Source organism: Neorhizobium sp. PAMB6630 (genome assembly GCF_058242775.1).
Window position 1 is genome coordinate 1,769,163 of sequence record NZ_CM177836.1, and the last position, 17,085, is coordinate 1,786,247.

The 17,085-nt window shown below is 62.5% G+C and carries 13 protein-coding genes; 11 read left to right on the plus strand and 2 right to left on the minus strand.

All coding sequences use genetic code 11. The features are described 5' to 3' along the window. Positions 1–189: 189 nt before the first annotated feature. The gene (locus AC4CWF_RS08355; RefSeq protein WP_491284827.1) at positions 190–1,410 is read right to left on the minus strand and encodes an MFS transporter; all 1,221 of its coding nucleotides are present in this window, start codon (positions 1,408–1,410) and stop codon (positions 190–192) included. A gap of 128 nt (positions 1,411–1,538) precedes the next feature. Here AC4CWF_RS08355 and AC4CWF_RS08360 point away from each other — a divergent pair, with 128 nt between their 5' ends. The 5 genes from AC4CWF_RS08360 to AC4CWF_RS08380 all read left to right on the plus strand — a co-directional run bounded on the left by AC4CWF_RS08360 (position 1,539) and on the right by AC4CWF_RS08380 (position 6,817). Beyond that, positions 1,539–2,348, plus strand: a complete 810-nt coding sequence (locus AC4CWF_RS08360; RefSeq protein WP_491284829.1) for a GntR family transcriptional regulator — start codon at positions 1,539–1,541, stop codon at positions 2,346–2,348. 257 nt (positions 2,349–2,605) lie between these two features. Next, positions 2,606–3,688, plus strand: coding sequence for a pyrimidine utilization protein A (rutA, locus tag AC4CWF_RS08365; protein WP_491284832.1), 1,083 nt, complete (start codon positions 2,606–2,608; stop codon positions 3,686–3,688). 1 nt (position 3,689) lies between these two features. Beyond that, positions 3,690–5,261 (plus strand): amidase, encoded by a 1,572-nt coding sequence (locus tag AC4CWF_RS08370; RefSeq protein WP_491284834.1) that lies wholly within the window; start codon positions 3,690–3,692, stop codon positions 5,259–5,261. Then, on the plus strand, positions 5,258–6,565 hold the full coding sequence (locus tag AC4CWF_RS08375; RefSeq protein ID WP_491284835.1) for an amidase: 1,308 nt from the start codon (positions 5,258–5,260) through the stop codon (positions 6,563–6,565). Before AC4CWF_RS08370 ends, AC4CWF_RS08375 begins: the two co-directional genes overlap by 4 nt. 69 nt (positions 6,566–6,634) lie before the next feature. Continuing rightward, complete coding sequence (locus tag AC4CWF_RS08380) at positions 6,635–6,817, plus strand: hypothetical protein (RefSeq protein WP_491284837.1); 183 nt, start codon at positions 6,635–6,637, stop codon at positions 6,815–6,817. Here AC4CWF_RS08380 and AC4CWF_RS08385 read toward each other — a convergent pair. After that, positions 6,814–7,755: an AraC-like ligand-binding domain-containing protein gene (locus tag AC4CWF_RS08385; RefSeq protein WP_491284839.1), complete on the minus strand. Its 942-nt coding sequence runs from the start codon at positions 7,753–7,755 to the stop codon at positions 6,814–6,816. The two genes, AC4CWF_RS08380 and AC4CWF_RS08385, sit on opposite strands and share 4 nt — an antisense overlap. Positions 7,756–7,969: 214 nt before the next feature. Here AC4CWF_RS08385 and AC4CWF_RS08390 point away from each other — a divergent pair, with 214 nt between their 5' ends. From AC4CWF_RS08390 to AC4CWF_RS08415, 6 genes are all read left to right on the plus strand, one after another. Further along, positions 7,970–8,842, plus strand: coding sequence for an FAD binding domain-containing protein (locus AC4CWF_RS08390; protein ID WP_491284841.1), 873 nt, complete (start codon positions 7,970–7,972; stop codon positions 8,840–8,842). Then, positions 8,839–9,324, plus strand: a complete 486-nt coding sequence (locus AC4CWF_RS08395; protein ID WP_491284843.1) for a (2Fe-2S)-binding protein — start codon at positions 8,839–8,841, stop codon at positions 9,322–9,324. Before AC4CWF_RS08390 ends, AC4CWF_RS08395 begins: the two co-directional genes overlap by 4 nt. Next, on the plus strand, positions 9,321–11,681 hold the full coding sequence (locus AC4CWF_RS08400) for a xanthine dehydrogenase family protein molybdopterin-binding subunit (RefSeq protein ID WP_491284845.1): 2,361 nt from the start codon (positions 9,321–9,323) through the stop codon (positions 11,679–11,681). Before AC4CWF_RS08395 ends, AC4CWF_RS08400 begins: the two co-directional genes overlap by 4 nt. 203 nt (positions 11,682–11,884) lie before the next feature. Beyond that, positions 11,885–12,865: an AraC-like ligand-binding domain-containing protein gene (locus AC4CWF_RS08405; RefSeq protein WP_491284846.1), complete on the plus strand. Its 981-nt coding sequence runs from the start codon at positions 11,885–11,887 to the stop codon at positions 12,863–12,865. A gap of 169 nt (positions 12,866–13,034) precedes the next feature. Next, entirely contained in the window at positions 13,035–15,062 is a 2,028-nt protein-coding gene (locus AC4CWF_RS08410; RefSeq protein WP_491284848.1) for a hydantoinase/oxoprolinase family protein, read from the plus strand. A 5-nt stretch (positions 15,063–15,067) separates the two neighbouring features. Continuing rightward, positions 15,068–17,035, plus strand: coding sequence for a hydantoinase B/oxoprolinase family protein (locus AC4CWF_RS08415; protein ID WP_491284850.1), 1,968 nt, complete (start codon positions 15,068–15,070; stop codon positions 17,033–17,035). The last annotated feature ends 50 nt before the right edge of the window (positions 17,036–17,085 follow it).

Sequence of the window (17,085 nt, forward strand, 5' to 3'; positions counted from 1 at the left end):
CGAGATCAGGTCAACTCGATTTTGCCTAATTTTTTGCACTGCACATTTATTGAGCGAATGCCAAAAGGCCTGCCAGCAGGGCGCTTACGCCATAGGCGCGTGCCGGGCGCTGGGTCGAGATTTGCCCATGCTTCGCAACGCAGCATCAGGGATGCTGCGTACTATGTCAGTACAAATGGAAGGCAGTGATTAGCGGCTGGCCTTGTGGGCGCGCCAGGCGACAATGAGCCCTGCAAAACCGAAGAGCGAGAATGCCATGAAGCTGGCGCCGTAATGGCCGGTGAGCGCATAAACGCTGCCGAAGGTCGAAGGGCCCACGATGACGCCGATGAAGGTATAGACCAGAACGCCGCCGGTGATCGAGCCGACCCGCCCCTCCGGTGCATTATGGGCGACCTCCGCCAGCAGGACCCCGTTCCAGCCGATGGTCACCGCGCCCATGGCGACGAACAGGATGACCTGCGCCACTGTCGGCAGATCCGTCAGCCAGAACAGCAGCGCATAACCGGTGCCGCCGAGCAGGCCGAGCAAAGCCAGCGTCTTGAACCCGCCGCCGATCCGATCGGCAACGACGCCCCAGAAGATGCGGCCGACGGCGCCGGCAAGCTGCATGGCTGCTGCGACGGAACCGGCCGACAGAAGCGACCAACCGGCGTCATGCGCCAGCGTCACGACGGCAAAGGCGGAGACGGAAAGCTGCATGGCCGAATAGGCGAAACCCAAGCCGGAAAGCGCCCGCAATCGCGGGTTTTTCCAGATGATCGACTGTTCCTCGGCAAGACCCTTCATAAGTGACCGCCTTGGTGCCGGATTGACCGGCTCTGCGGCATGCGTCGCAGCCAGAAGCCCCATGGTGAGGAGTGGTGCGACGGCTCCAATCAGAAGTGCGATGTGCCAATCGAAGAAACGGGTGAGGAACGGAAAGGCAAAACTTGCCAGGATGCCGCCCAGCGGCACGCCGGATTGTTTCAGCGAAAAGACGATGTTTCGCCTGTTGAAGGGGGTGACGCGGCTGAGCATTTCCGAAGAGGCCGGATTGTTCAGACCGTAACCGATGCCGATAAAAAACGAAGCGGCAATGATCAGCGGGATCTTGGCGCTGGCGATCCCCAGGAAGCCGAGGGCGCAGCAGGCCAGTGCGACCTGCTCGATCCGCACCGGGCCGAAGCGCTGCACGAGTGTGCCGGCAACGGCCGAGGAAAACATGCCGGAGAAATAGATCAGGCTGATCTGATAACCGATCCAGTAGGCGCCGATGTCGAGGTCGGCCGCAACCGTCGGTGCGATGGCGGTCAGCGCCAGAACGCTGGCTGTCGCGACGATCTGGATCAACGTGGCTGCAAGGAGTGTCTGGGTGAGCGAGGAGGCGCGTCGCGCAGGCGAGGCTTCTCCGGCAATGAAGTCCGACATGGTGTCGCTGTCCCGGGAAGAGAGTCTAGAATAAGTACGTACTAATTGATTTGCGCGAAGTCTGCAAGTCGCCGCGGTTGTACGGCATAATCCCCCGGATTTCGTTTGCCTTTTGACTGGAAAGACGGTTGAAACACGGACAAGAGGAACTCGGCGTTGTGCCGATCGGGGTGTCGAGCTTGGATCAGAAGCGCATGGACTGGAAGCCGGAGGTGGACACGGCGCCGCTTTACCTGCAGGTCGCCCATCATCTGGAGAGCCGGATCAGCGACGGAGAGTTTTCGGTCGGCTCGCTTCTTCCGACGGAAAACGAGATCGCCGCTGCGCTGGGCGTCAGCCGGCAGACGGTCCGGCAGGCCATTGCCACGCTGCGCAACAAGGGGCGCCTTTCCGCCCGCAAGGGAGTTGGCACGCGGGTCGAGGCGGGATTTGATCCGGAAAAGAACCGCTTCATTGCCCATTCGCGCTCGGAGCTTTTCGAGATTGCGGCCGAGACGGAATTCGTTATCGACACCAAGGAAGAGATTTCCGCGCAGGGCAAGCTTGCCGTCGAACTGGGCTGCCGTCCGGGGCGCAAGTTCCTCCACATGGCCGGTATTCGTTATTCCGGCAATCGCAGTCGGCCATTCTCCTGGAACGAGGTCTATGTGGACGCCAAACTGGCGCCTGCCGTGAAGGATATCACGGTCGCGCGCAGTGCCATTTTCCATTACATCGAGCAGTATACGGGCGAAAAGATCCAGGAGATCCAGCAGGATATTCGCCCGATGATTCTTGACGCCGAGGTTGCAGCCAGGCTGGATGTGAAGGCCGGCGATCTCGCCCTTGTTGTCACGCGGCGCTACTTCGGTTCGGGGCGACGGCTTCTCGAATACGCTTTCCAGGTGCTTCCCGCCGAACGTTTCACCTTTACCACGACGCTTCGCGCCGAGAGCTGAGCCTCTCGTTTCTGCTTTGCCGACCGACCCGAACTGCCGGTGCCTCCGGGTGCCGGTGGTGCCTTCGTGTGCCCCGATTGCTCAGCGCGCAACCGTTTGAACGGTTGATCGGCAATTTTCCCTGCGCGTGTTTTCGGCGGATGATCGAAAAATATGCAAGGCTAAACTTAGGGCATTTTTGTCTGGACAGCCTCAGAAAATTTTGCATTAGTTCGTACATACTGCTTGCGTGTAGGTCATACAAAAAGGGGAACCACATGGATATCGGTGTCTTCATTCCTATCGGAAACAACGGCTGGCTGATCTCGACGGCATCGCCGCAATACATGCCGAGCTTTGAGCTGAACAAGCAGATCGTCCAGAAAGCGGAAAAATACGGCCTCGATTTCGCACTCTCGATGATCAAGCTGCGTGGTTTTGGCGGCAAGGCTGAATTCTGGGATTACAATCTGGAGAGCTTTACCCTGATGGCGAGCTTGGCCGCTGTCACCGAGCGTATCAAGCTCTTCGCCTCCACCGCCGTCCTCACCCTGCCGCCGGCGATCGTCGCGCGCATGGCAACCACCATCGACAGCGTGGCGCCCGGCCGCTTCGGCGTGAACATCGTGTCCGGCTGGCAGATGGCGGAATACGACCAGATGGGCATCTGGCCGGGCAATGATTATTTCGGTTATCGCTACGATTATTCGACCGAATACGTCCACATCATGAAGGAGCTGTGGGCGAACGGCAGCTGCAGCTTCGAGGGCAAGCACTTCACCATGAAGGACTGCATGATGAAGCCGATGCCTGCGAACAAGATCGAGATCGTCGCGGCCGGTCAAAGCCCGCGCGGCATGGCATTTGCGGCCGAATATGCCGATTACAATTTCGTCATGGGCTCTGGCATCAACACGCCGACCGCCTATGCCCCGAACAACCGGACGCTCCTCGATGCGGCGGCAAAGACCGGCCGCGACGTGGGTGCTTATGTTCTCTTCATGGTGATTGCCGACGAGACGGATGAGCTGGCCGAGGCGAAGTGGCAGACGTATCGCGAGGGTGCCGATGTCGATGCGCTCGCATGGATGGCCGACCAGGGCAGCAAGGATGCATCGGCGGACGCCAATTCGACCGCCAAACACATCAACCTCCCGGAAGGTGCGGTCAACTTCAACATGGGCACGCTGGTCGGCTCCTATGCGAAGGTCGCGCGCATGCTGGATGAGGCTGCCGACGTCGAGGGCACCAAAGGCATCATGCTGACCTTCGACGACTTCCTGTTGGGGCTCGACCAGTTCGGTGAGCGCATCCAGCCGCTGATGGCAAGCCGCACATCCACCCAGATCGCGGCGGAATGACGTGAAGGCCGCTTTCCCGGCGCCGTTCGATGATCCTCGCCAACAAGCGGGGGTCTCGTTCGATCCGATGACGCTGGCCGACCCGACGCGTGTCGATCGCATCCATTGGGATGCGGCGACATCGGATGCGGACACGGGTTCCGTGGCTCTGCCGCGGGCGTCTGCTCCGCTGGAGGGGCCTGCCTTTGCCGCCGGGGTGACGGAACTGCTCTCGGCCTATGCCAGCGGCAGTTTGCGTCCTTCTCAGCTTTTGGGAGAACTCAAGGCCCGCATTGCAACCACGCGGACGGGAGGAGAAGCCGTTCTCCGCTTCGTGCCCGGCGCTGAAGAGGCTGCGCGAGACAGCGATCGGCGTCTAGCGGAGGGTCGTGCGCGGCCGCTCGAAGGCATTCCCTTCGGCGTCAAGGATATCATCGATGTCGCTGGAGCCGTCGTCACCTCCGGTTCCCACTTCACGGGTGACCGTGTGGCGTCTATCGATGCGTCGGCGGTCTCCGCCTTGCGTGCCGCCGGTGCCATTCCCTTTGCCATGACCGCGACCACGGAATTTGCCGCCGGGTCGCCGCACAATCCGCGTTTCGGCCCGGTCACCAATCCGCATGACCGCAGTCGCTGGACGGGCGGGTCTTCAACAGGGTCCGGTGCAGCGCTTGCTGCGCGGCTGATTCCGCTTGCACTCGGCACGGATACCGGCGGTTCCATCCGCGTGCCCTCCTGCTGGTGCGGCACCACTGGGTTGAAGCCCACCCGCGAACTGGTCTCACGGCAGGGCGTTGCGCCGCTTTCGTGGACACTCGATCATGTCGGCCCCATGGCACGCTCGGCGGAAGACATTGCCCGCGTTCTGCCCTTCATGATCCGGGACGGGGCAGGGCGGCTTGTTAGGCAATTGGCGGCGCTGTTGGATAAGGGATCCGTTGAGGGCTCCGTTGAGGGCCTCAGGCTCGGCGTGCCGGTCAACTGGTTCACCGAAACGGTGGATCAGCATGTGCTCGACAACTGGCAATCCGCCTTGCGGCAATTGGAGGCTCTCGGCTGTCGTCTGGTGCCGCTTGCGCCCATCAATATTGAACCGTTGCATGAGGCCGGCTGGGTCATTTTGCAGAGCGAACTGGCAAGCCTTCACGCGGCACGCCTTGATCGCGCCGAACTTTTCGATCCCGGCCTCCTGCATCGCCTGAAAAACGGGCTTGGCTTTTCGGCCAGAGACTATGGCGAGGCCCTGCAGCGCCGGGTCGTGGCACTCGAAACGTTTCTGTCGGCCATGGGTGAGGTCGATGCCATCGTCACGCCGGGACTGGGTGGCGAAGCTGGTGATCTCGACAATCTGACCGTGGATGTCGACGGACAGCCCCATGCTTTTCAATCCATCATCTCTCGCAACACCATGATCTTTGATGTGACGGGGCTTCCAGCCCTGATGCTGCCATCAGGTGTTGGCCGCTTTGGCTTGCCAACAGGCATCCAGATTGTCGGCCATCCCGGCGGAGATGCGCTCTGCCTGCTTCTGGGGCGCGCATTTCAGGAGGTGACGGACTTTCATCGGATGATGCCCGGGGAGGATGCGGCATGACCGTTCTGTCGCCGATCAACCTGGATCCAGCCGCGCTGACAGCGACGGAAGCCTTGGGCCGGATGGCCGAGGGACGATTGACCGCGCGGGACCTCGTTGCGGCCTGCCTTGCACGGATCGGCAAGCGGGATCCTGACGTCCGCGCCTGGCTTGCGCTCAGCGACACGGCGCTTGAACAGGCAGACCAAGCCGACGCCGTGCCTCTGGCCGAGCGCGGAAAACTTCACGGCCTGCCGATCGGCGTGAAGGATGTCTTCGATACATTCGATCTTCCGACGGCGCACAACTCGCCGCTTTATGAGGGGTTTCGGCCCGCTGCCGATGCCGCTGTGGTCGATCTTCTGCGCAGCGAAGGCGCCATCATTCTCGGCAAGACGGATACCACAGAGTTCGCCGCCGCCGGCCGTGATGCCAGAACCGGTAATCCGCATGACCTCGCGCATACACCGGGCGGTTCGTCTGCCGGCTCGGCGGCCGCCGTTGCAGACATGCATGTGCCGCTGGCACTGGCAACACAGACGGGCGGCTCGACGATCCGCCCGGCGTCCTTTTGCGGCATTATCGGTTTCAAGCCGAGCTTCGGACGGGTGAGCCGCGAAGGGGCAAAGATCTATGCGCAGAGTTTCGACACTGTCGGCTGGTACGGCCGCTCGGTAGACGATGTGGCTTTGCTGGCCTCGGTGCTCGGCCTCGATGAAACGCTGGTATCGTCGGATTTGCCGGGTCAGCTGAGGATCGCGATCACGGCTGGGCCTTATCGCGACCGCCTGGCGCCGGAAAGCCTTGCGGCTCTCGACCTGTCGAAGGAGCGGCTTGAGAGGGAGGGCCATTCGGTGCAGGCCATTGATCTGCCTGCCGGGTTCGAAGCGCTCGACAGCCACCACCGCGTGATCCTGCATCGGGAAGGGCAGGCGTCCTTTCGCAATCTGGCCCGGCGCGATGGAAAAACCCTCCATGATGATTTCCACCACCGGGTCGAAAATCGCGATGGCTCCAGCCTGCGAGAGCTTGCGCAGGCCTATGATGCGATGGCGCTGGGACGCATCGCATTTGACGCGTACATGCAGGATTTCGACATTCTGATCGCGCCAAGCGCACCGGGTTTCGCACCAGCCGGACGCCGCCCGGGCGACCCGGTCTTTAACGCGTCCTGGACCCTTCTCGGCGTTCCCTGCCTCAATATGCCGGTGCCGCTCGGCCATCCCACATTGCCGATTGGCGTCACGCTGATTGCCACGCGTTTTGCCGACAAACACCTGCTTGATGCGGCCAAGCGTCTTGAGCCCATTCTCAATCCGATGTGAAAACATCACAGAGAAAATGCCCTGTCCGGCAGTGAAACAAAGCCTCGGCTCACTCCTGGAATAGAGGACGTGATCTCGGCGCTGATCGCTGACCCGATGGGCTTCAAGGCGCTTTACCTCAACGGTGACGGGACCGTCGCATCGACGTTTGGCATTCCGGATGCGGGAATTGCGACCGGGCGCGACAGGATCAAGCGCATGGCCCGGATGAGGAAGCTACCGGCACGCCCGCTATCGATGGATGGTCTCTAAGGCCTCAGGTTGCGGGTTTGCCGGGGCGTGCAGCCGTAATGATCCCGGTAGTGACGGCCAAACTGCGCCTGGTCGGCAAAACCCCAGCGATAGGCGATGACCGCGATCGTTTCTCTCGGTCCCGCTTTCTTCAGGTCCTCATTACAGCGGGCGAGCCGGCAGTCGCGGATGTAGCCGCTGACCGTCTGCTGCGCATCGCAGAATATCCGCTGCAGGTATCGCAGCGACAGGCCGCAGGCCTCTGCGACCTTTTGTGGCGAAAGGTCGGGATCCCTCAGATTGCGGCGGATATAGTCCTCGGCCCGGTGGAGATGCGCGACCTGTGTTGTGCTGCTTTTGCTCTCCAGGAAACGCTCGTCCTCGGTCATCGCGATGCTGAGCAATTCCAGAAGATGCGAACCGACCGCATCACGCGCGGTGTCGTCGAGCAACGGCAGATGGTGCGCCGCATGACGTAGGCTGGAGAGGAAATAGGAGGCGACACCCTGGCGTGCATCGACCGTCAGCGCCACGAACCGATGCAGGTTGCCGATGCGTGCGGCCAGATGCGCATAAGGCACCCTGACGACCGTCATCACGTCGCCCTGTTTCTGGGTGAACTCGTAAGGAGCATCGCTGCGCTCGATGACGAAGCTGCCAGGCCCGCATTTTGCCTGGCGCGAAAACTGCCGGAACTCGATTTCCGACTGGGATGGAACCGTGATCAGCAGCGCGCTTTCCTGCTCATCGCGCACATGATTGGGCGTGCGGCGATAAAGAACGCTGCTGCTGCGGATCTGCGTGAGGTCGATGACACCGAGCGGGCAGATGTCGAGGCGCCCTCTGAAACTGGACGGTTCGGAACTCAGCGTATCCAGCGCGAAATAGGTGGACGAAATCGCCCGCGCCCATTGCTGCAGGCCGGTCGCAGACAAATGCTGTATCGCAGACGATGCCATGCACAACAGCCTTCCTGGCAACGCCCGAACCGCAGATGTCTTGGTCGAGCCACTGTAGCCGGGTAAAGATTAGCGGAGGGTGGCCGACCTGTCCAAACAAATCGTCCTCTCAAGCGGCAGGCCGCATACCTCCGAAAACTTGGGCGCAAAACACCATGAACCGGTGGCCCTGCGGTGGAATACTCCCGTTCCGACAGTGGCAGGGACGTTCCGCATGACAGACAATGCCGGCTTTACCGTTCAGAATACGGGGCTCATGTCCCCGCAGACTGCGGAGGAGGCGCTGGCTCTTCTCGTGGCAAGCAACGGTTCAGGCCGCCTCGTCGCCGGTGCCACCTGGATCATGCGGGGCCATACGCGTGGCGAAGTTCTGGCCCCCCATCTCATCGCCCTCCATCGGATCCCGGAACTGCAAGGCGTTGAGTTTGGCGATGGCCATTGCCGGATCGGCGCCATGGCGACCCATGACCGGATCGCGCGCGCCATTGCCGCCGATGCCGGTGATCTCGCCGCGCTGAAGATCGCGACCGGCCACTCCGCCAATCCCGGCATCCGGCGGCTGGCGACGCTCGGCGGCAATCTCTGTTCCACCGGGTTTGCAAATGCCGACCTCATCCCGACCCTGATGTGCCTTGATGCCCGTGTCGGCGTGCTGGACGCCGATGGCCGCAGCGCGTTCGACATGGACGCGTTCATGGCGCGCCGCCGCGAACCGGCACCATATATCGTCACCCATGTCGACTTTCGACGCGGCCGCTGGCTGACGGCGCATGCCCGCACGCCGGACCGCGACTATCCGGTCTGTATCGTAAGCCTCGCCCTCACACTGGACGAAAGCGGCTGCCTGTCCGAACTGCGCCTGGCGGTCGGCGCCGTCGAGGCCGATGCGCGGCGGTGGCTGAGGTTCGAGGCGCAGGCGCTCGGCCGCCGCCCCGATCCGCCTGATATGGCGGAGATCGCCCGCGAACTCGCCGATGAGTTCACCCCGGTTTCGGGCCTCGACGCGCCCGGCTGGTATCGGCTGCAGGTGCTTCCCGCCCTGGTGCGGCGCGCCTTCGAACACATCGCCATGGAGACGCGGACATGACGGTCAAGTTCAGTCTCAACCACGAGGACCGGGAATTTTCCGGGGATCCGCGTACCCCGCTTCTCGATGTGCTGCGCGACAGTTTGCGCATGACTGGCACCAAAAGTGTCTGTCGCGCCGGCTTCTGCGGCGCCTGCACGGTGATGATCAATGGGGAGGCGGTTCCTTCCTGCCAGAGGCCGATCGGCATGCTGGAGGGCGCGCGGGTGGTCACGATCGAGGGGCTTTCGCCGGCCGGCGAGCCAAACGGGATCCAGCGCGCGTTTCTGGAGTACGACGTCGTGCAGTGCGGCATGTGCTTTCCGGGCATGGTGGTGACGCTGACCGATTTTCTCGAACACACTGCTGTCCCGACACGTGAAGACGTCAAGCAGGCGCTTGCCGGCAATATCTGTCGCTGCACCGGTTATGAGCGGATCATCGATGCGGTTCTTTCGATAACCGCGCCCAGTATCATCCCGGAAGAGGTTGCCAGCCGATGAACATGAAGGTTGATCCCCAAACTGCCGTCATGGACATGCCACGGCGCGACGGCCGCGACAAGGTGACGGGCCGCACCCGTTATATGGTCGACATGGCAGCGAGCGATGTCCTGCGTGCGGTGACAGTACGCTCCACTGTCGGCTCGGCAAAAATCCTGCGCATCGATGTGTCTTCAGCCGCAAAACTGCGCGGCGTGCGGGCCATCGCAACGGCTGCCGATGCACCCGGCCTGCACGGTGTCGGCCTCAGCGACCAGCCGCTGTTTGCCAGCGACCGCATCCGCTACAAGGGCGAGCCGATCTGCGCGATTGCCGCCGATACACTGGCGATCGCACGGGCTGCCGCAGATCTCGTGGTGGTGGAACTGGAGGAAACGCCGCTTGCCGTGACCATGGAGGAGGCGCTTGCGCCAGGCGCGCCGCTCATCCATCCGCAGGTGAAGGCTTACGAGGCGCTGATCGACGGTGTGCCGCGTGGCGGCAATGTCGCCTGGGAAGCCACGGTGGTCCGCGGTGACGTTGACGCCGCCTTCCTGCGGCCGGACGTGACCATCATTGAAAGCGCATTCCGTGTCGGGCGGCAAAGCCATTTCCCGTTTGAGCCGCGCGGTGCGGTCGCCTCCTACGAGGACGAGCGGTTCCACATCGTCACCTCGACCCAGGTGCCCTGGTCGGTGCGGGAAATCACGGCGCGCGTGCTGGGCGTCCATCCGTCGCAGGTGCGGGTCACCGTGCCGCCGGTCGGCGGTGCATTCGGTCTGAAGTTCGACACCTCCATCGAGCCGATGGCCGCGATCCTTGCAAAGAAGACCGGACGTTCCGTCTCGCTGGTCAATACCCGGGAGGAGGAAACGACCACCTGTCTCTGCCGGGAGAACGCCGATATCTGGATCCGTTCTGCAATCACCCCCGAAGGCGACATTGCCGGACGAGAGGCGGTGGTGCTGATGGATGCCGGTGCCTATAGCGGCGAGCAGGTATTCCTCTCGACCATGACCGCGCATACGCTCGGCGCCAGCTACCGGCTGGGCTCGGCGCGGTTCCTGACCCGCGTCGTTTATACCAACACGCCGCCGAACGGCGCCTTCCGCTCCTGCAACGGCGCGTATAACGCCTTTGCGCTGGAGCGCCACACAGAGGAAATCTGCAAGGCGACCGGCATGGATCCGATGGTCTTTCGAAAGCGCAACGTGCTGCGCGACAAGGATCTCGGCTCCACCGGCCAAGTCTTCGAGGGCGACGTTTTAGGCCCCATGCTGGAGCGGATGGAGGCTTTGCGCGCCAAGGCTGGACCGAAGAAACATCTGGCCGGCAAGCGGCTTTACGGCATGGCAACGACCGTCGGCACCTGGAATATCTTTGTTGGCCCGTCGTCCGCGACGATCAATCTCAATGCGGATGGATCGGTCACTCTGATCACCGCAAGCGTCGAGATCGGCTCCGGCTCGATCACGCAAGGCGTTCCGCAGATCGTTGCCGCCAATCTCGGCATCGATCCGTCCAAGGTCATTGTGAAGGCCGCCGATACCGACGCTGCCGGTTACGATATGGGCACCGGTGGCGGCCGCACCGTCGTTTCCATGGGGGCAGCGGCTACCGCTGCCTGTGCCGTTGTGCGTGAAAAGCTGTTCGAGACGGCATCGGAACTGCTGCAGACCAGCCCCGACCAGCTGACGCTTCGGGAGGGACGGGTCGAGATCAAGGGGCGGCCGGGTTCTGGCACCTCCATCGAAGCCGTGGTCGGCCGCGCCATGCAGACCAAGGGCCCGATTTCCGGTTCCGGCGCGTTTACCGCTCCAGGCATTGCCAAGGGAATGCCGGGATGCACGGCCGGACATTTCTTTGATGCCATGGACATGCCCGTTTTCATCGTCCACGAGGCGGAAGTCGCCGTTGATCCCGAGACCGGCGAGACAGACGTGCTGGCCTACCGGGTCGTGCAGGATGTCGGGCGGGCCATCAACCCGCGTGCCGTGCGCGGCCAGATCCAGGGGGCCGTCATGCAGGGCATCGGCTACGGCATCCACGAAGAGATCACCATCGGCGCCGATGGCGGGATTGAACAGAACGGTTTCGAGACCTACCACCTGCCGCTGGCGCAGCATGCGGTGGATGTCGAGATCGACCTTTACGAAGGCGCCCCGTCCTGCGGACCTTTGGGCACCAAGGGTATTGCCGAAGTCGCGATCATGAATGGCGGTGCGACCATGGCCTGCGCCATTGCCAATGCGACGGGCAAACGGGTGCAGCAACTGCCGCTGACGGCGCCAAAGACCTTGGCACTGGTTTCCGGCATGGAGCCGATGCTGTCCCATCCTCATATCCATCCGCGCTGGGCCGACAATCTCCTCACGTAAAGGCGATGGCTTTATCCTGGGGACGGGCCACGCCAACATCACCTTTTCGTCGCGTCCTGACGAACTGCATTGGACCTGCGCGCACAAACTGCCCCGCCTGACGGCTAGGTTTTATGCGTTTTTTGCCAATACCGGCACCGGATTTGCTGTATTCTCATCTCAACAAGAAGAGACCGGCAAGCCCGGCGACAGGGGATCGAGGAATGAGATACGTCGTCGATAATATCGGCGGCCCGTCCGGCGGAGATGCCTGGCAGGCCGCAGTCACCGAAACCTATTTTCCGCTCGATACGGAATATCGCAACCGCCGCGAATTCACCGGTGTGCTGGAAACCTGGTCGCTTGGCCTTGCCGGTGTCTCGAAGATGCAATGCGATGCCGTCGCCTATCGGCGTCACCGCCGGCATTTCCTCAACGAGCGGGATGCCAGCCTGCTGATCACCATTCCGGAGGTCAGCGAGGTGAATTTTTCGCAAGGCTCCCGCAGCGTTCGCTGCAATCCGGGCGGGTTTCTTGTGGAGCGGGGCGATGCGCCCTACGAATTCTGGCATGGACGGCCGAACGCACTCTGGGTGCTGAAGGTGCCGTCCGCCAGCGTCCGCTCGCGGATCGGCTCGACAGAACGCCTGAGCGCGCTCAGTTTTGATGCGACGCAAGGGGTTGCGGCTCTTTTTCTCGATACAGTCCGCTCGACGATCGGCCGTATCGGCGAACTGTCGGAGGCCGCCCGGGAAATGACCGGCCGGCACATTCTCGAAATGCTCTGCCTCTCCATCGTCAGTGACGACCGTGTGCTCGACAGCAGCGTATCGTCGATCCGGGCGGGCCATCTGCACCGGGCCGAGCAATATATCCGCGATAACCTGAAGAATGTCAGCCTCGGGCCGCAGGCGGTGGCGGAGGCAGGCGGCATCTCGCTGCGGTATCTTCAGGGGCTTTTCCAGGACAGCCAGAAATCGATCAACGGGTTCATCCGCGACAGTCGCCTCGATCATTGTGCCGAGGATCTGATGGCGGTCACCAACACCGCGACCATCGCCGAAATCGCTTATCGCTGGGGGTTTGCCGACCAGTCGCAGTTCTGCCGGCATTACCGCACGCGGTTCGGCTGTTCTCCGAGTGACACCCGTCGCGAAGCGATGCGGCGGGCCGGCCACGTTCCAGGAAGCCGCCGACGGCACTGACCGCACCTCCCGGCGAAACCGCCATGGATCCGAAACCGGCCTGAGATGATCGGGCCGGAACGGCAGGGCATCCGAGGCCAATTCAAAAAACGACAACCAGAAACGCTGCCCGAAAGGGCGGGCGCCGCCCGGCTGTGGCCGGCAAAACCAGCCTGCAAGGGATAAGGATATGACGAAGACCAGAGTGGCCGTGGATGTGGGGGGAACCTTCACCGACATCTGCATCATGAACGAGGAGACCGGTGCGATCCGCATCGAAAAAACCGCATCGACACCCGACGACCCGATGCGGGCGATCCTCAACGGCGTAGAGCAGGGCGGCATCGACCTTTCCGAGGTGACGATGTTTTCGCATGGCACCACGGTTGCGACCAACGCGCTGATCACGCGCCGCCTGCCGCGCTCGGCCATGGTCTGCACGGAAGGGTTTCGCGATGTGGTGGAAATCCGCCGCGCCAACAAGGAAGATCTCTGGGATACCTACAAGGATGTCGCCAAACCGTACATCCCGCGCCGCGACCGGCTGACGGTGCGCGAACGCATTGATGCGGAAGGCGTGATCCTGCAGGCGCTCGACGAGGACGATGCGCGCCGCGTGGCCGACGTGCTGCGCCGGCGCGGGGTAAAATCGATCGCCGTGTGCTTCATGAATTCTTATGTCAACGGCGCCAACGAGCGGCGGATGCGCGAGATCCTGGCAGAGGCCATGCCCGACATTCCGGTCTCCATTTCCTCGGACGTCATGCCGGAAATCTTTGAGCACGAGCGGTTTTCAACCACCATGGCAAACGCCATCTGCGCGCCTGTCGTGGTTGATTACGTGTCGCGGCTCGGAGAAAAGCTGGCGGCCGGTGGTTACACCAGGGACCTGCTTCTGCTGCATTCCGGCGGCGGCGTGATGACGCCGGCCAGTGTGCGGGATTATTCCGCCCGCCTTGCCGGATCGGGCATTGCCGCCGGCGCCATCGCAAGCCGCTACATCGGCAATCTCTGCGGTTTCCCCAATTCCATCGGTTTCGACATGGGCGGCACCTCGACCGATGTGTCGCTCGCGTGGAACGGTCAGTCCCGCATCACCAAGGACTGGTATATCGAATATGGTTATCCGATCCGCTTCCCCTCGATCGAGGTGTTGACGATCGGCGCCGGCGGCGGTTCGCTCGCCTGGCAGGACGAAGGCGGCTCGCTACGCAACGGCCCGCAATCGGCAGGCGCCACGCCGGGACCGGCCTGTTATGGCAACGGCAATCGCACCGCGACCAATACCGACGCAAACGTTGTCCTCGGCCGTCTCGGCACCAGCCTTGCCGGCGGCAAGATCACGCTTGATCCGCAGCGCGCCGCCGACGCTGTCGCCGAGACGGTGGCCGGACTGTTCAACATGCAATTGCATCAGGCGGCGGAGGCCATCATCGCTGTCGCCAATGCCAACATGGCAAATGCCGTGCGCCTTTTGTCGATCAGCCGCGGTTATGATCCGCGCGATTTCGCTCTGGTCGCCTTCGGCGGCGCCGGCGCCCTGCACGGAGCAGCCGTTGCCAGGGAACTGTCCATCCCGACGGTCATCGTGCCGCCAAACCCCGGCGTCACCTCGGCGCTCGGCTGCCTGCTCGTCGATGTGCAGCACGATTTTTCCGAAAGCTTCATGACGGATGCCTCGACGGTTGCGCCGCAGGAGATGGAAGAGGCCTTTCGGCGGATGGAAGTGCAGGCCGCCGAACGGTTGGAGCATGAGGGTGTCGCTGCGGTCGACATGGCCCTGCAGCGCACGGTCGAGATGATGTACCAGGGCCAGTGGCGCTCGCTCTCCATTAATGCCCCGGCCCACATCTCCAGCATCGGTGCGCTGATCGAGGCCTTCCACGGGGAGCATGAGCGCGAGTTCAACTATCGCCGCGACGAGGCGCCGGTATCGATCTTCCGGCTGGCGATCAAGGCGATCGGCGTTGTGCCAAAGGCCGACCTGCCGAAACATGCGGTGAGGGACTATGCGCCGGACCCGATTGGCCGGCGAAAGGTCTGGTTCGACGGCACGGGTCATGATGCCGCCGTCTACCAGCGGGAAACGCTGGAGGCCGGCGCGAGGTTCACCGGCCCCGCCATTGTCGAACAGTTCGATTCCACCACAGTCGTTCCGCCGCACATGAGCGCTTCGGTCGACGCCTTCCGGAACATCGTCATCGCAACGAAAGGCTGATTTTCATGAATATCCAGGCAGATACGGAACGCAGCCTCGATCCGGTGACGTTCGAAGTGCTGAAAAATTCCTTCATCACCGCGGTCGACCAGATGGCCGAACAAATGCTGCGAACCTGCTATTCCTTCGTCATCTACAATCGCGACTTTTCCAACGCGCTGCATGATGCCGACGGCAATTCGGTCGCGCAGGGCAATTACGACATCGCCGTGCATGTCGGCACGCTGCATAATACCTGCAAGGACGTCATCCGCGTCTTCGAAGGCGAGATGGCGCCGGGCGACGTCTATGCCATCAACGACCCTTACGCCGGTGGCACCCATTTCAGCGATGTCCGGCTGGTGCGGCCGATCTTTGATGAGGACAAGCTGATCGGCTTTTCCCAGTCGAACGGCCATTGGTCGGATCTCGGCGGTTCCGTGCCCGGCTCCTTTGACGTGACCGCGCGCGACATGTTCCGCGAGGGCCTGCGCATCACGCCGATCCGTCTTTTCCGCGAAGGCCGGTTCTGCTTCGACGTGGCCAACATGATCGCCGCCAATACCCGCGATCCGGCCGCGATCATCGGCGACATCCATTCGCAGGCGCAGGCGACCCACGTGGCAGAGCGCGAGCTGCTGCGGCTGGTTGGCAAGTATGGCCGTACACAGGTCACGCAGGGCATGGCCGAGGTGCAGGACTATGTGGAGCGGGCCGTGCGCAAGCGGCTGCTGGAACTTCCAGATGGCACCTGGGAAACGGTGGATTACATCGACCGCGATCTCGGCGGCGGCGAGGGGATGATCCCGATCCGTATCAAGATGACGATCTCAGGCGACAGCATCCACTATGATTTCACCGGCAGCCATCACACCATTTCGTCGATGTATAACTCGGCGCCCGGTGCCACCTTCTCGGCCGTCGTCGCCGGCATGAAGACCTTCTTCCCCGACCTGCCGCTGAACAGCGGCTTCTACCGGATGATAAGGGTGACGGCGCCGAAGAACAGCGTCGTCAGCGCCGAATGGCCCGTTGCCGTCACCGGCTTCCTGATGCCGTTCGAAAAGATCATGAACGCGATCTTCGAGATGTGGTCGAAGATCATGCCGGAACGGGCAATCGCCTGCGCCTTTAATCTCGAATACCTGCTTGCCGGCGGCCGGGATGCGCGCAAACCCGAAAAGCCGATCTTCATGTTCTACGAATGGTTGCCGGGCGGCTGGGGCGGCCGCAATGGCAAGGATGGCGCCGACGTGACCACGGCCTGCTTCGGCACCGGGCTGATGTCGCAACCCAATGAAGGCAATGAACGGGTCAACCCGACACGTACCACCGAATTCCAGATCAAGCAGGATTCGGCGGGGCCTGGAAAATGGCGCGGCGGCGTCGGCGTGCAGAAGACCTCGCTGCTTCTGGAAGCAGAAGGCGCCGTCATGTCCTATATCTGCGACCGCGAGCGTGCCGTCGTCTGGGGCATCGAGGGCGGGCTTCCGTCCATGCCGCATGGCCTCACCATTCGGCGGGCCGGTGCCGAGGAAGCAACCTGGCTCGGCTCCGTCTTTTCCGACTATCCGGTCTATACCGGCGACGAATTCGCACGGCCGACCGCCGGCGGCGGCGGCTTCGGCGATCCGCTCGAGCGTGATCCGCAGAATGTGCTGGAAGACGTGATCGACGACTATGTCTCGATCCGGCGCGCCAGTCTCGACTACGGCGTCGTCATCCGGGAAATTGACCGCGATCTGTGTGCCTACGAGATCGACGCGGCCGAAACCGAGGTGGTTCGAAGCGAGATCCGGGCGAAGCGGACGGAATGGGCCCGTATGGACCCGGCCGAGGTGTCTCGCCAGTACAAGGCGGGCCAGATCGATGCCCTGGATGCGGTGCGCCGTCATGCGGTGATCCTCGAATGGGAGACCGGCGAGGTTTTGGAAAAAACCACCGCGCAGTTCCGCGACAGCTTTGAAAAGCGAACCGTCGCGCACTGGGCCTGACCCGACGGAACGGCACCGTGCTGCAGCCGGTGCCGTTTGCCCGTTGCTCG